The organism is Mameliella sp. MMSF_3455 (genome assembly GCF_030733205.1).
In the GTDB taxonomy this organism is placed as follows: Bacteria; Pseudomonadota; Alphaproteobacteria; order Rhodobacterales; family Rhodobacteraceae; genus Antarctobacter.
The window spans coordinates 17530-31055 of sequence record NZ_JASHJL010000001.1 but is presented as its reverse complement, the minus strand read 5'-3'; the positions used below and the strand labels follow the sequence as shown (position 1 = coordinate 31055).

The following is a 13526-nucleotide window of genomic DNA, read 5'->3' as shown; positions in this document are numbered from 1 at the left end:
CCTCCACTGGACCCATTGGCGCTTAGGGGTCTTCCCCTTTGAGTCCCAGGCGACGGCCCCCCCCACTTATCCAAGCGGTGTTTTGCAGACACGAACAAGGGCGGTCGCCCGCCCATGCTACCTCAGCGCCCTAGTAGGGGTTTATTCAGTGCCGGTTTCCCGCAGACATTTGGCTTGCGGCTATAGCTAAGCCCAACTTGGTGATCTTGGCTTGTGTAGTCTTCACTCGCCGACCATCCGGGTAGATCAAAATCACGGGCTCATTGACCATCAATCCGGCGTCTACGGCATCAGGCGATGCGACAAGATCGAACTTGTCGCCATCTTCGGACACCCCGAATTCATTGACTTTGATTTCTCTCATGCTGCACCATCCTTAGGAAGGACTTTCGCCAATTTCGCCAGTCCTTTCGGCGTGATGACCAGCGTGACTTCAACTTTCGGCTCCCCAGTCTTGGGATCATCGAAGTGGCGCAGCCTGTGATCCAGATAGCCAGCGTTCCGCTTCTCGACGTATGCCTGCAGAGGCCCCTTTCCGTTCTGCCGAAAGGCCCAGCGGTTCAGTTCCATCCATCGTGTCAACTTGCGCTCTGGGTAGTTGAGGACCTTGGAAGCAGGACGGACGGTCAGGTTGCCTTCCGCCACGTCGAGACGGTCGAATGCTTCCGCCTTGGGTGACATTTCGTTCACCTTGGCTTCCGCGACCTGGGTCCTCTGTGCGTAGGTGGTCAGCAACGGAACGAGGACAGCTGGATCTGACAGATCGGCCAGCGGCGCGGCCTGCGCCTGACCTTCCAACTCTTCGAGCCTTTTGACCACCTTGTAGCGCAGATCGGCGCGATAGCCGGTGATCAGCGTGACCGTCAGGTCTTTCGGGAGGCGGTACTCCTTGAGGCTGCGGCCCGTACTGTCCGTGTAGCTTGACAGGAAGTTGCTCGGCCCAAAGTTGGGCTCAGTGATTTGCCCCAGCATGGTCTCGATGTCGCGCAGCACGTGTTTGTGCTGCTTCTCGCACAGCTCCGCAATCTCACGGCTGCTCATGGTCAACGCCGGGGCGCCGATGATTGACGGGACGCTCGCCGCGCCGGGGTTTATGTCCTGACGTTCCATCAAACCAGCCCTCCCATCGCTTCCTCAAGGATCGCATCGAGCCGTTGGGCGCGGACGACGATGTATTTGCCGCCGGTCCCGAGGTGGTCGGGCGATGCGTCCCGAAGCTGCTGCAACTCCACGATCAACTTTTTCCACCATTCCGGCAGGTCAGGCTCGGGGGGGTCGGTGATTGGCATCTGGTATGCCAGGGCAGGAGAGACCACCGCAGCCGCCAAACAGGTCAATGTGGCGCGTCGAGAAAACGATTTTCCATCGCTAGGCTGGATTTTGGTTGTCAGTTCAGATATCTTCATTTTCGAAGTTCCCTTCATACGCGTTGGGTTTTCATCAAAGCCGTCGGGATGGCCGTCCCGGCGGCTTTACTTTTCTGCGGTTGCCTCTTCTTCCCGCATGGCATTCCTCAGAACAACAACGATCTGTGCGGTTTGGCTGCGCACGTTTCGCGCCGCCTCGCTTTTGACCCATGCCTTCACGTCTTCTGGAATGCGGATCCTCATTTCAGGATCTCCTCGTGCCATCTCTTTCCTTCCGGTGTGTCATTGGTGTGGCATGTCGATGTGTGTCATATGTGTGGCATTGCCGTCAAGCTACTTGTGGGGCATTCGTGCGTCATGGCACGAGAAGACCTCCATTTCCGACTCAGAATACCTGAAGACCTTAAGGCTCGCGTCGAAGCTGCGGCGAGGGGCAACCACCGCAGCATGACTGCGGAAATTGTTGCAACGCTTGAAGAAAAGTACCCTGCCCCAATGGAAGACATGGAGCTTTCTACTCTAGCCTCGTGGATAGAGTACGTCCGTGCAGGCGGTCCATCCAGCGAACTTGATGAAAGACTATCTCAGGTCAACGCAAAACTCGCCAAGCACCCAGCTACGAAACACCTGCTCTTGGGTATTTTGGTGACAGGTGATGGCGATGACATGAAGTCGGAAGTCATTTTGAAAGGCGACCTGCCAATCGAAATGAAGAAAACAATACCCACTGGCACCAGGATTGGCCAAGGCGGAAAGATCGAGTTTGATGACGGCACCCCCTTTCCCACTGACGACGATTGACAAATACCAAGGCCCCAAAACCACATGACAAACATCCGTGATCTTCCAAAGGACCCACACGACGCGTTTCAGCAGGTTCTTGAAAACCTTCTGAGCGTTGCTCGCGCAACTCCAAAAAATAACGCCATAAACGCGATCCAGAAAACTGCATGCATCGCGGATGTTCGCATTCTGCAGACCACAAGCCGCAGATTGGTGAATTCAGGGGATTATTCCGAACCGCTTGAAAACGTACTGCAGTGCCTGAACGGATCGAACTACAATTCTCTGGTCAACCTCCTGAGCATTGTCGAGAAACTATTCCTCGCGAACTCCCTTAATGATCACTTCATCGACGCTGATGACGACGAGCGTTTCAACGGGGTCGACTGGGTTGAAGAAGATCGCCGGTCTGTGCTCGGAAATCTCCAGGAGGCTCGCCAGATGGTTTCCTTTGGAGCAAGTTTTGAAGACGATCACAAACGGCGAGTCCTGTACTGGATTACCAAAGCCGAGAGTGAAGTGTTGAAGCCCAAAGGGAGGTTCGCAACGATCTTGGCCTCGGTCTCGGAAATCGGCGACGCGGCGAAGAAACTTGGAAAAGACGGCGAACCACTTGCGGCACTGGTGCAGAAGGTGCGCACCAAGACAGTGCGCAATGTCGTCGAACATCGTCAGCTTGAGGCTCCCTCCAAGCCAAAACAACTGGAAGCTCCAAATCCGTCAAAAGATCAATGAAGCCTAGCTTCATGCGCTTACCGATCACTGGTCAAACACCCACTTGAGGATTGTGAATTGAGAGTGTTTTTCCCGCCTATATTGGCTGCCATACTATCTATCGCGCTCTTTGCTCTGGCAGATATCTACCAGAATGGCTGGCTTCCTGGGGAAGCTTCCGGCGATGATTTATACACTCTCATTTTCCGGTCCGCTGGCGCATCTTTTGTTGCGATGCTCCCTGCTGCGATGATTTCTGGAGTTCGCAAATTGCTCGACCGGCACACAAGCTTTTGGGTCTCATGGTCTATCCTTACCGTAATTTTCACAATTGCGATCATCGCCTACATCGCGGTCTAGGCACCAGGAAAAAACGTTCGTTCCCACACTTGGAATTTGAAGATGATCAAGACCATTCTCTACGAAACTGCCATCATGTTTGCATGGAGTTTCCCTGGCGGGCTCTGGATCGTGATGTTTGCGAAATTCGCTCTACGTAGATCTGTCAGTTTTCCTCAGGGGTTCTGGGCCTTCTTTTACGGGTCAATATTTGGCTATGTCGGCATTTTGATCAACGACTTCTTGGTGGGTCTTACCATGTCGGAAAGACTGGGGGATATAGCACGTCTGGTTCGGTTCCTACCGGGGTTTCTGTTCTCAGTTCTCGCCGTTCACATCGTCCTCGAAGACAGGGAGGGAAAGCCATTCAGCTTTCTCAGCTCAGCAGCGATCATTGGCAGCTTGATGGTGGTGCTTGCCCTACTTTCGTTCACGCTGAGCTATCTGGCGCTGGCGTAGGTCCGGCGCGTCAGTCGAGGCCGGACCGCGTTCCGATTTTCGTGACCAGATCCTCGATTTCCGCACGCGCCCGGCGCTGGCGGTCCTCGATTTGTAGACGGATCGGCCGGATGAGCTTCCGTTTCTCTGCACTGGACAGGGTATCGTCCCGCACGATGGTAAGGATGCCACCACGGAGGGCTTTCAGATCGTCGTCGGCCCTTTCAATGACCTTGGGCAGCGATCCTTTCCACGAGAAATCTCCGGTCTTCGGAGAGACCGAAGCGTTCAGCTCGCGGAGATACCGTTCAAAGGCTTCCTTGGCCTCAAGGTTGTCCGGGTTCGCGCCCAGGTCTTTCTTCGCCTGCCGCAGGCGGTTCTGATTGTGCTTGATCGCCTCGCGGTAGGAGTAATAGCGGTCATTCTCAGCATAGTGGTTCGTTCTGCCGCTAAAGGTACGAACAATCGGGATCCGGCCATGTGTAGGCGGGTTACCAGCCGCAACATCCTGCGCGGCTTCATACCCGCGGGATACAAACCGACCGAGCCCACCGCTGATGTAGTCGACCAGGTATTCAATGTCGTCAGGGTAAACGTCAGCGAATCCGGGCTCGTAGGAAGTTCCTCCCGTGGCGTGGTTCAAAACCTGTGAGACGCTTGGGTAGACCGGATTGATCGAGGATTCGAAGTATTGGGACGCCTTCGGCAGACCTTCCTCATGGGCGTAGACGCTCGGCCTGATCGGCCCGCCGAAGAAGTTTCGGTTCAAGGCCAGGTCGACAAAGGGATCTAGCACAGTAGGCGCGATCATGTTGCCTGGGCTGGTATCACCAAGCGGGTTGCTGTTCATCATCCAGGACTTTGAGATTTCGTTCGCAGCGTCCGGATGGTCCGTTTGACCCGACTGAACCTCTGCCAGCTTGGCCCCCATCGTCAGGATCGGGCGAAGGTTGTGCGGCACGCGGAAGCTCAGGTACGTCAGGCGCTTCCTCATTATCGGTTCGCCGTCGTCACCAATAATCCCGGTGTCCTCCTCGACAATTCCTGTCGGGATCACAATCGAGCGCCCCCGCTCGAACTCGGGAATATCCAGATAGAGCGACCGCTTTTCGGGATCATCTTCGTCTTCGAAGGCGTGAATGAAGAACGCCGTGAGCGCGTAGTTGGAGGCCATCAACCCGCCCATGACAGCCCAGTTTCTGGGTCGCTTGGAGAACCGGATGAACTTTTCGACACCTTGGACAGCCGGATTGAAGAATGCGTAGAGGGCCGCTAGCCCATTGGTTGCCCGGCCTTTTCGATAGTAGTTGCCGGACGCATCGAGCGCCAGCGCAGCGGCCCGCTCGCGCGACAGGCCATTTTCCCGCGCTGCGACGTACATCGCTAGTCGGCCGGCGGCCTCCACAGGCTGGTTGACCTTCTCAATGACTTGAAGCGTGCTTTCGATCGCTTCCCAGGGGCGAACTTGCCACATCCGACGCTGGCTCTTGTCGATGGCACGGTTGACGTCGCGTGTGATCTCATCGAGGTCGCGGAACGCCATGAAGTTGATCTTGCCGCCAGAGAGTTTCCATTCCTCGCGGTATTTCCGCATCTTCGAAAGGGTTTCCGGGTCCACCGCATCGCCGTTGAGACGGCTTAGGCGCTCCCCTTTCTCTTTGGTCGCCAGGCGGCCAAGAGCGCTATCACCGAACTCCTCCCGGATTCCCTGCCACAACGCAGCTGGATAGTAGCTCTTGTAGGCTGCGAAAATCTTCTTGGCGTCCGCATCCTTCACGTTGAACGCAGTCCAAAGCCCCTCGAAGTAGTCGGACATGGCGTTCGGGAAAACGAAATCAGGGTTGGCACCAGTTTGGAGACGGGAAAAGGCCCGCGTGAGCCTCCTCAGTTGCATGAGCACCTTTGCCAAGATGCCGACATTGCGGTCTTCCAGGTTCTTTACCGCTGCCGCCATGAGCGGATCGTGGATCAGAATGTGTCGTGTCTCGCCGTCAACCTTGACCGCAAGGACGTTGTCTTCGCGAGCCGCGCCGAAGTCGACGATCTCCTTTACCATGCCGGTTTGAGGGTCCAGCACGCGGCGCATGGGAAGCTTGTGCATGACTTCCCAAAGATCGGGATGGGGGAACCTCTGGACGAGGCGCATCAACGTCCGGCCGGCACGGTTCTTCTCAGCTCTGACGATCCCGTTCTGACGCATGGCAAGCGCCTGAACTACCGGGTTGTCCGACAGGGACTTTCGACCCAGCGCATTTTGCCCTTCCTTCCCGCGAATATCGAAGCCGGAGCCCGTGCCCATTTGGCCACCCTCTTCGCGTTCCGCAAACCCGCGCAGCGGGACATAATGCTCGAACATACTGGTGTACGAGAGGTACTCCTCCTCGGTGATGAGCCCTGCGGCACGCCGAAGCTTCAGGTCGCGCTCGAGGACCTTCTCGATCAGCTTGGCCAGCCTCTTGAGCGTGGGCGTCATCCCCTTGTCTTCGAACTCGGAAAGGTACTGAGCAGCCATCTCATCGGTCATGCCAGACCCGTTGCCCTTGCCGAAATGATCCGGATCGCGCTTCGCCATAAGGGCGTTGCGCTCTGGTGCGTGCCTGGCGATCAGGAAGAGACCAAGATCATCAAGAGACACCTTGGACCGGGAAATCGCTTCGTGGATCGGCTCGATTTCATCGCGCATCAGGCGTTCGAGACGGTCGGCCAAGCGTCCGCTGAACAGGGTTTCCTTCAGCGAGAAGGACTGGTTCTCTGGTATCTTCTGCCCCGTAGCCCGTTCGATTGCCGTCTCTGCGGCGCGGAACATGATGAAACGATCCTGCATCAACTCCTGAAACCAATCCATCTTGGACCTCTGCGGCGCTCCAAACAATGGTTTGAACACCTCCTGCGTCGGGACGCCGGGGTGACCGTATTGCGCAGAAAGCGCAGCATGTCTGGCGATGGTATCCTTGGAGAACCCCTCACCTGCCTTCGCAGGCGCATCAGCCCCTGTCTTTGGCGCCTTCGGCTCCGGCGGCAGGAACTTTGGGAGCCGCATCTCCTTGGGTTTCGAGTCTGCGCCGGACTTGAAAACGTCGCGTGAAGTTAGTATCCTCCTCCTACGCGGCGGGGCAAGATCAGCCTTGCGCTGGACAGAAGCGGAATCAGACCGTGGACGGTTCGCACTGTCCCCCGCGTACTTCCCATCTCGATCATAGACCAAGCGCCCGGCGTTCACCTCGCGCTTGAACCACTCTGGATCATCCTTGACGTAGACACTGGTGATTTCGCTCGCAGACTTGCCATTTTGGTCTGTCCCATCACGCTTGATGGCAACCACGAGGGGAAGACCGCCGGGTACGAATACAGGAATGCTTACGATACTGTCGGCCCTGGTCGCTGACTGAAGGATAAATTCCGGGTGCCGGATTGCCTCTGCAACCTGCGCAAGGACGCCATAGGTGACGTTTGGGTGGTCTTTGATCACCGCGCGAACCCGTGCGGCCTTCATGACAATCGGCTGTCTCGGGGGAAGGAAATTCGCCAACACCGGGCCGGGCGCCCCGAGCCTCGCGACATCTGTCTTGGCCGCCTTGCCGCTACGGATCCTTTCCAGACCTTTACGCCAGTGCTTGACCTCTTCATCGGGACGCATCTCTGATCGCTTCAGCGAGGCCGCGATGCCGGTATTGCCTGCGTCCCTCGCTCCGATCTGACCAGCCAGGACTTTGCCGAAAACGTCTTCAGCGCTTTGCCCAGTGAAGACGCTTCGGATTGCACGCAGCACCCGATGGATCTTGTTGAAGGCCGTGGCCAGAAGGGAGCTTTTGGGCGCTCGGCGTGACGTAGCCCGCTCTGCGAACTCCTCCGCGATTGCCTCCTCGATCTGTTCGGATCGTGTCAGATCGGGATAGCGCGCCTCGATGTCGTGCTTCTCGATCCAATTCTGCTCTCCACCGGGGGCCTTGACCGTCGCGGCTCTACTCAGCGCCGTCCATTCGCGAGGCGTGAAGAGGTTCATCATCACCATCGCATGGATGGACTCGTGGTAGAGCGTGGCCTCGGGGTCCAGCGCCTGCGAAATCAGGATGTCGATCTGGCCCGGGCCGCGCGCGTAGGTCATACCCTGGCGCCCGGTCGCGCCAACCTCCACGTTCAGCGTTACCCGCTTGAGGTTCATGGCGTCCAGCTTGGCGCGCAACTTCGGCAGCATGGCCGACGCCGCGTCGAAATCCATCGCCGTGCCGCCGGGGATCGGGGGGCGTTGCTCCTTGAGCGTAATCCTCACCTCGGAGTCGTCATAGATAACGTAGTTGTAGGTGCCCTCGCCGCCGGCGCGGGATCCAGCATCAAGGAAGCGGTGCCCAGGAATACCCTCGTTGCGAAGGAACAACGAAGCCACCTCATCATCGCGGCCACGTTCGTAGGCGTCCCGCATGCCCGGGCCGTTGGTGTCGAGATAGTCGTTTTCAGAGAGACGCTTGAGAACCTGGTAGAACTCGCGGCCCGTCAATCCCTCGAAATCATCGTTCACATGGGGGTCGAGGTAATCCATGATCGCCTCATCGCCCCGCAAGTACTCGACCACGCCACCTTTCCCCAACAGGGCTTCGCGCACCTTCTCGGGCTGTTCGGCAAGCGTCACGTCCCACGCCATGAGGTCCGTAGCGTCGGGAACTTCGACAGAGTAGATCCGCCCTTCGCCCCGTTGACTGTCTGATTGCTGGCGCAGGCCCTGATTTCGATAGTGCTCAGCGATCTCTCGGCGCTGGGTGAAGTAAAGACCCCACCCGAACGCCTGGGCGCCCTCTCCGGTGCCAATACGCCCTGTATCGAAGCGATCGAAATCGAAGATGCTGCCGTGGTATGCGGGATCTTCAAAACTAACATCTGACGACGGATCAGCGGCTTCGATAGATGCCGGGAATACCTTTGTCTCGCCATCCTCGATGTCTTCAATGGGAAGAACGGTTCTATCCCCGTTCCCTTCGACCAACTCCACGCCTTCGACCGTGATCCGGCCGATTTCCCCAGCTACGAGCGGTCCGCCTGACATGCTGACTTCGACAGACTGGCCCTGTTTGATCTGGTCCGCCGGGATTGGGTCAAGGTCTGGATCTGGACGAATGGACGGGGATGCCACACGTCCGCCGGGTGCTGCATCTTGGTCTCCTTGCCAGGCGATTGTACCAGCGTCGACCTCATCAAGGAAGCGCTCGAAATAAGGGCGCAGCGCGCGCACCTCGTCCGCCGTCAGCCCCTCGTCCAGCATCGGGCCGATCATTTCCCCGAAGACTTCGACGCGCGGGCGGCCTTTGGGGTCGGTCTCGATGGATTCCGAGAAGATCGGCGAAAGCTGCTCGTAGACAGGATCAGGACCAGTGTCGTCGGCCAGCCCGCCGCCCTTGAGGATGTTCTTGATGTCCTTGGTGCGCGCGGCGGCAGACCGCTTGGAAGCCTTTGACTTCTCGCTACTTTCCTTTTTGATGGCCTTTTGATCCGGCGTTGCGGGTTTTGAAGTCCCGCTATCCTTCTTGGCCGCCGGGCCCTTGCCCCGCTTCTCTAGCTGGGCTGCGAGCGCGGCTTCGAAATCGTCTCCGGATTCGCGTCCGCCTCCATCTCCGCGATCTGCTTCTGGGCGGCCAGGACTTCCGTCTCGTACATCTCCCGGAACACGCCCGGTTCCACTGACCTGGCCCCCTTTCGCGCGGTTTCCAGGTATCTTTTCCATTCTTCCAGGGTGGCGAACGGTGACGGTCGGTCGATCATTGTAATCTCCTACGGCGCCGCGCTTGATCAGGTTGCGCAGCTTTGTTTTCACGCTGGTATAGGTCTTGCGCAGATCGGGGTCTGTGAAGAACTGGTTGTCGACGTCACCATTCTCGCGCGCCGGGTTCCCCATGACCTCGGTAACGATCAGGCCGACATCATCCATCGCCTTCATGAACATATAGGTGTAATCGGCCCAAGCGTTAGCCTTCACCTGCGCAGAATCTCCTGACCACTCTTTGTACTTGGCACTTGCCTTGAAAGATGCGTGACTGATGGTGCTGAGGTCTTTTTGCACCTGAATACCGGCCTTTGACCTAGCTTCGATCAATCGCTTGAAGCGCTCTGTGGCCTCAAAATAGAGCGCCGTTCCATCGTGCAGGTGCGCATAGACCCCCCGGAACCCGGGAAGAGCCCCGACATGGTAATCAGCCGGAGAAAATGCGTTTGATGACGGGTGGTTGTGGTGCCCAATCAGGCCTGCGTCAGGGTCGAGCCCAAGATTTTTCATCGCCCCGGGAACCCCGGTTGCCGACTTTTCACCAGACCCATAGGATACGATCTGCCCGTCCGGGTCGATGAGCATCATGAACTCGATGCCTTCCCGGCGCCCCGGTTCCAGGGTCAGGCGGCGCGCCTCGCTGGCCAACTGGTCGAGAGGAATCTTGTCGGGAAGTTCGTCCACACGGCTGACAAAGACCGCATCATCATGCTTGTTGCCGGAGCGGTCGACGTATTCGCCCGGGCGCTTCCCATCCTTCCGCGGGGCGCTGTCGGGCCGGTCGAAGAGGTCAGCGCGATCTGCAGGGTCGCCGAACAGATCACCACGTCCACCGGGAGGCGGCGCGTCCCCGCCGCGCTTCGGCTTGGACATTTGGGCCTCGGCCCGCTCCTTGTCGGTGACAGGCTTTTCTCCAAACAGGTCGGTGTCAGGCTTTGGCGCCGGGGTTACTTCGCCTTCCGGCGTTCCGCCCTCTGCTTCCGGGCGCGGTCCAGTAGCTTCGCTTCCTCGGCCTCCTGTATCCCCAGGTTGGCCATCTGCCGAAAGCGCTCCCTGGACATCCCCGACGAACTGCTTTGCGACCTGGGAGAGGCTTCGGCCTGCCTTGAGGTCTCGGGCGGCTTTTGAGAGGGCATCGCTGATCGGTCCTTTCGTGTTGGCCTGGCGCTGCAGGTATTCCAGAACCTTGGCGTCATCTTCGACGCGCCTGGTGTTCGCATCGGCATCCAGCTTATTGCCGGCGCCCTCGATCTTGTCGCCCTCCTGGACGAGGCGGCTGAACGTGGCCTTGTCCTTCTTGAGGCCTTTCACCGCGGAATCGAGAACACGGGCGCGCTCAAGATATAGGGTGTCCGTGTCCTTCTGGCTACCGAACAGGTCAGCGGTTTCGCTCTTCGCGGTGTCGGCTGCGGCGTCGCGGGCGATGATGGCGGCCTGTTCCGCGTTGCGCGGGTTCAGGCGCCCCAGAAGCTTGAGGATGCTCGCGTGCGCGTCTTGGTCGGCCACCTCGCGCCCGACAATGGCGCCATGCTGTTCTGTCGCGACCCCGTTCGCCACCATGCCGAAAGCCCCGTCAGAGAGGCGGCGCAGGCCCTCGGCATCGCGCACGAGTGCGGATTTCGGCGGCAGGTTCAGACCGTCGAGGCTCTGACCGCTGTCGCGCAGGATCCGCGCAGCGTCGAGGGCTGTTCCGCTCCCCTCCGCGATGTTCTTGAGGGCGGCAATCACCCGCACGTCGGCCGCGCTGTATCCATCAGCCTCCCGGTAGACCGTGGCGGCCATCCCCCCGACGTCGGACTGACCGGCTTCGGCGGCGCGCTTGGCAAGCCCGAGGCGCTGGTGGCCATCGGCGATGACGCGGCTTCCATCCGCCTTCTCGTAGACGATGGCCCGGCCTGCGCGCTCCGGGTCAAAACTGGTGACACCCTGCAGGCGATCCGTCACGCCCTGGGCATCACCGCCGCCCTTGTATTGGAACGCATCCGCATCGGTCCCGATTGCCAGCGTCTCGTCATTCGACAGGAACACCCTTTGCGGCCCCGGGGCCGGTGAGGCATCTGGCTGCGGATCCGGCGCGGGCGCTGCGTCCGGATCGCCTCCATCGGCCACCTCGCGCGGGCGCCGCGGCGCATTCCGGTCAATCGGATCGAACTCGGCTCTGCGTTCAGGCCCGCGGCGCTCGTCCGTGCGGTCTACGGGGCGCGGGGCAACATCCGGAGGCGCGTCGGCATCAGGCACGGGCCGGGCGGAAGACCCAGAACCGCCCGGCCCGCTACCCTCCGCTGTGTCCCGTTCAGCGGCGGGTCCATCGACCACGACAGGCGGCTCCTGCCCGGTCGTGTCGACACGAACATTGCGACCGGTCAGGCTCTCCTCGCCGGTCTCCGGGTCGACATAGATTTCAGGAATTACCTCGTAGCGGTCACTTTTTGGCCCGCTATTGATCTTTCCGGGGTCAGAAAAGATGCGGTTCGGCAGCGCGCCGGTCGCAGGTTCCGGGGGGCGGGTAGGCCTGCCTTGATCCACGTTGACGCGGGTATCCGGCATCGGCGCCATCGGGGAAAGCCGCGGGTAATCCATGTCTCCCCCGGTGGCGCCCCCGGGCTGATCGGGGCCGTCAGGCGTTACGTCTGGCGACGCCGACTCTTTCGGCTTCTCGTCTTCTCGGTCCCTGCGCGCGATATTCACGCTGCCGCCAAGGAAAGCGCCAAGGATAAAGCCCACTAGGGCCTGATCCGTTATGTCGCTCGTGATCACCTTTTGCTCTGGGTCATAGATACCCTTGGCAATCAGGTTTTGGCTGAGGGCAGCGAAGGCTTCCTGCATCGCTTCTTCGGTTCCATCAAGAACCGACTCGCGGGCGAACCGGCCAAGGCGCCCGATAACGTCGTCCCGAACAGGCTTCGGAAGACGATTAAGCGCATGCCCGATCGGGACAGCCTCCATCGTCCCCATGAGGCCAGCGAGGTTCGCGGCAGCTTGCGCGTCTTCATCGCTCGCCCCGGCCGCAATCGCCCGGTCATATGCCTCGACGCGGGCCACGTCGGACCCCATCTGCGCCGTGACCGGAAGACCCAATGGCCCGGCCAGAACTGCAGGCGTAACGAAACCCACCATCGAGCCGCCGCCGTATGCAAGGTCGGACCAGATACTGTCATCTTCTGGCGGAACCCCAAAGTTCTCGTCGGTCCAATCCTTGATTGTCTTCGCTGTCTTCTCTGCCTGTTTGGTTCGGTTCCCGGCAAAGGCCGGGCCGAACTCCTGCACATCGGACCACTGCTTGAAAGCCTCGCCGGCCTCGGCCAGATCGCGCTGGTACTTGGCGCGCTCCTGGTCTGTCATCGGCCCGACGCCGGAGTCGGATATGCCGCGCGACAGTATTCCCTCAAGCGACTGGATGCGCCGGGCCGCTTCCTTCACGCGGTCAGGTGCATCCCGCTTGATCGCAGCCGCCAGAGTATCTTCCTTGATGCCTCTGGCCCTGGCCACGCTTTGCAGAATGCCAGACGCCCCTTGGACGAACTCCTGCCCGCGGCGCTTCGCCAAATCCTGCACCGGCTCGGGCGGCTCCGCGGGCGCCGAGGGTTCCTGACTTGGCCGCCTCTTCACGCTGTCGGTCGGCGCAGTGAATGTCGTGGGTGTCCCGTAGTCCGGCATCCCCATTGCCGCTCCTGCCGCGGCCTCGCCGGATAGAAGGCGAACAAGGTCGGTCGGGACCATGGGGGCGGGGCCAGCGTTCGCCGGTGGCTGACCGGGCGCCACGCTGGGGGGTGCGTCGGGCATCGGCATGGCCGGGGCCGCCTTCGGATCGATGACGGTCGGCAAGATGGGCGCGCTGGGCGGTTTCGGATCGGCAGACGCACCGATCAGACCAAGAAGATCGTCGTGCGACGGCGGAACGGGAGACGCGCCGGCGCCGCCAAGAGGCATGGCCGGCGGCGCGCTGGCTGGCGGGCGCGCTTGGGGGCGAGCGCTGGTGTCCGGGGCGCGCTGGCCTTCCGGGTTTTCTCTTGTCCCGCGCAAAGCGCGCGCCTGGGCTGCAAGGCTCTTGGCAAGATCAACGTCGCCTGCGTCGTGAGCAGCGCGGAGTTGATCCATGACCTCCTGAAAGTTCGCCATACTTTCCCCGTTCG

At 59.9% G+C, this 13526-nt stretch carries 8 protein-coding genes; 3 read left to right on the top strand and 5 right to left on the bottom strand.

Features of this window, described 5'->3' with window-relative positions; genetic code table 11:
• Positions 1-145 precede the first annotated feature (145 nt).
• From RBB42_RS00150 to RBB42_RS00135, 4 genes are all read right to left on the bottom strand, one after another.
• The gene (locus RBB42_RS00150; RefSeq protein ID WP_305968568.1) at positions 146-364 is read right to left on the bottom strand and encodes a hypothetical protein; all 219 of its coding nucleotides are present in this window, start codon (positions 362-364) and stop codon (positions 146-148) included.
• A complete protein-coding gene (locus tag RBB42_RS00145; RefSeq protein WP_305968567.1) occupies positions 361-1110 on the bottom strand; it encodes a Rha family transcriptional regulator in 750 nt (249 codons plus the stop codon). The genes RBB42_RS00150 and RBB42_RS00145 overlap by 4 nt, the downstream gene beginning before the upstream one ends.
• Positions 1110-1406, bottom strand: coding sequence for a hypothetical protein (locus RBB42_RS00140; RefSeq protein ID WP_305968566.1), 297 nt, complete (start codon positions 1404-1406; stop codon positions 1110-1112). Before RBB42_RS00140 ends, RBB42_RS00145 begins: the two co-directional genes overlap by 1 nt.
• Positions 1407-1472: 66 nt before the next feature.
• The gene (locus tag RBB42_RS00135; protein ID WP_305968565.1) at positions 1473-1610 is read right to left on the bottom strand and encodes a hypothetical protein; all 138 of its coding nucleotides are present in this window, start codon (positions 1608-1610) and stop codon (positions 1473-1475) included.
• Between the two features lie 114 nt (positions 1611-1724).
• On the opposite strand from RBB42_RS00135, the gene RBB42_RS00130 reads away from it, so the two are divergent.
• The 3 genes from RBB42_RS00130 to RBB42_RS00120 all read left to right on the top strand — a co-directional run bounded on the left by RBB42_RS00130 (position 1725) and on the right by RBB42_RS00120 (position 3662).
• On the top strand, positions 1725-2168 hold the full coding sequence (locus tag RBB42_RS00130; RefSeq protein ID WP_305968564.1) for an Arc family DNA-binding protein: 444 nt from the start codon (positions 1725-1727) through the stop codon (positions 2166-2168).
• A gap of 24 nt (positions 2169-2192) precedes the next feature.
• Positions 2193-2885, top strand: coding sequence for a hypothetical protein (locus RBB42_RS00125; RefSeq protein WP_305968563.1), 693 nt, complete (start codon positions 2193-2195; stop codon positions 2883-2885).
• A gap of 381 nt (positions 2886-3266) precedes the next feature.
• Positions 3267-3662, top strand: a complete 396-nt coding sequence (locus tag RBB42_RS00120) for a hypothetical protein (RefSeq protein ID WP_043145283.1) — start codon at positions 3267-3269, stop codon at positions 3660-3662.
• 10 nt (positions 3663-3672) lie between these two features.
• Here RBB42_RS00120 and RBB42_RS00115 read toward each other — a convergent pair whose 3' ends face one another.
• Positions 3673-13491 carry an LPD38 domain-containing protein gene (locus RBB42_RS00115; RefSeq protein WP_305968562.1) on the bottom strand — a complete coding sequence of 3273 codons (9819 nt, stop codon included), beginning with the start codon at positions 13489-13491 and terminating at the stop codon, positions 3673-3675.
• Between the last annotated feature and the right edge of the window lie 35 nt (positions 13492-13526).

Bases quoted from the DNA above. Each gene is read 5' to 3' on its own strand.
- RBB42_RS00150 (WP_305968568.1), bottom strand. From the start codon at position 364: ATGAGAGAAATCAAAGTCAATGAATTCGGGGTGTCCGAAGATGGCGAC.
- RBB42_RS00145 (WP_305968567.1), bottom strand. From the start codon at position 1,110: ATGGAACGTCAGGACATAAACCCCGGCGCGGCGAGCGTCCCGTCAATC.
- RBB42_RS00140 (WP_305968566.1), bottom strand. From the start codon at position 1,406: ATGAAGATATCTGAACTGACAACCAAAATCCAGCCTAGCGATGGAAAA.
- RBB42_RS00135 (WP_305968565.1), bottom strand. From the start codon at position 1,610: ATGAGGATCCGCATTCCAGAAGACGTGAAGGCATGGGTCAAAAGCGAG.
- RBB42_RS00130 (WP_305968564.1), top strand. From the start codon at position 1,725: ATGGCACGAGAAGACCTCCATTTCCGACTCAGAATACCTGAAGACCTT.
- RBB42_RS00125 (WP_305968563.1), top strand. From the start codon at position 2,193: ATGACAAACATCCGTGATCTTCCAAAGGACCCACACGACGCGTTTCAG.
- RBB42_RS00120 (WP_043145283.1), top strand. From the start codon at position 3,267: ATGATCAAGACCATTCTCTACGAAACTGCCATCATGTTTGCATGGAGT.
- RBB42_RS00115 (WP_305968562.1), bottom strand. From the start codon at position 13,491: ATGGATCAACTCCGCGCTGCTCACGACGCAGGCGACGTTGATCTTGCC.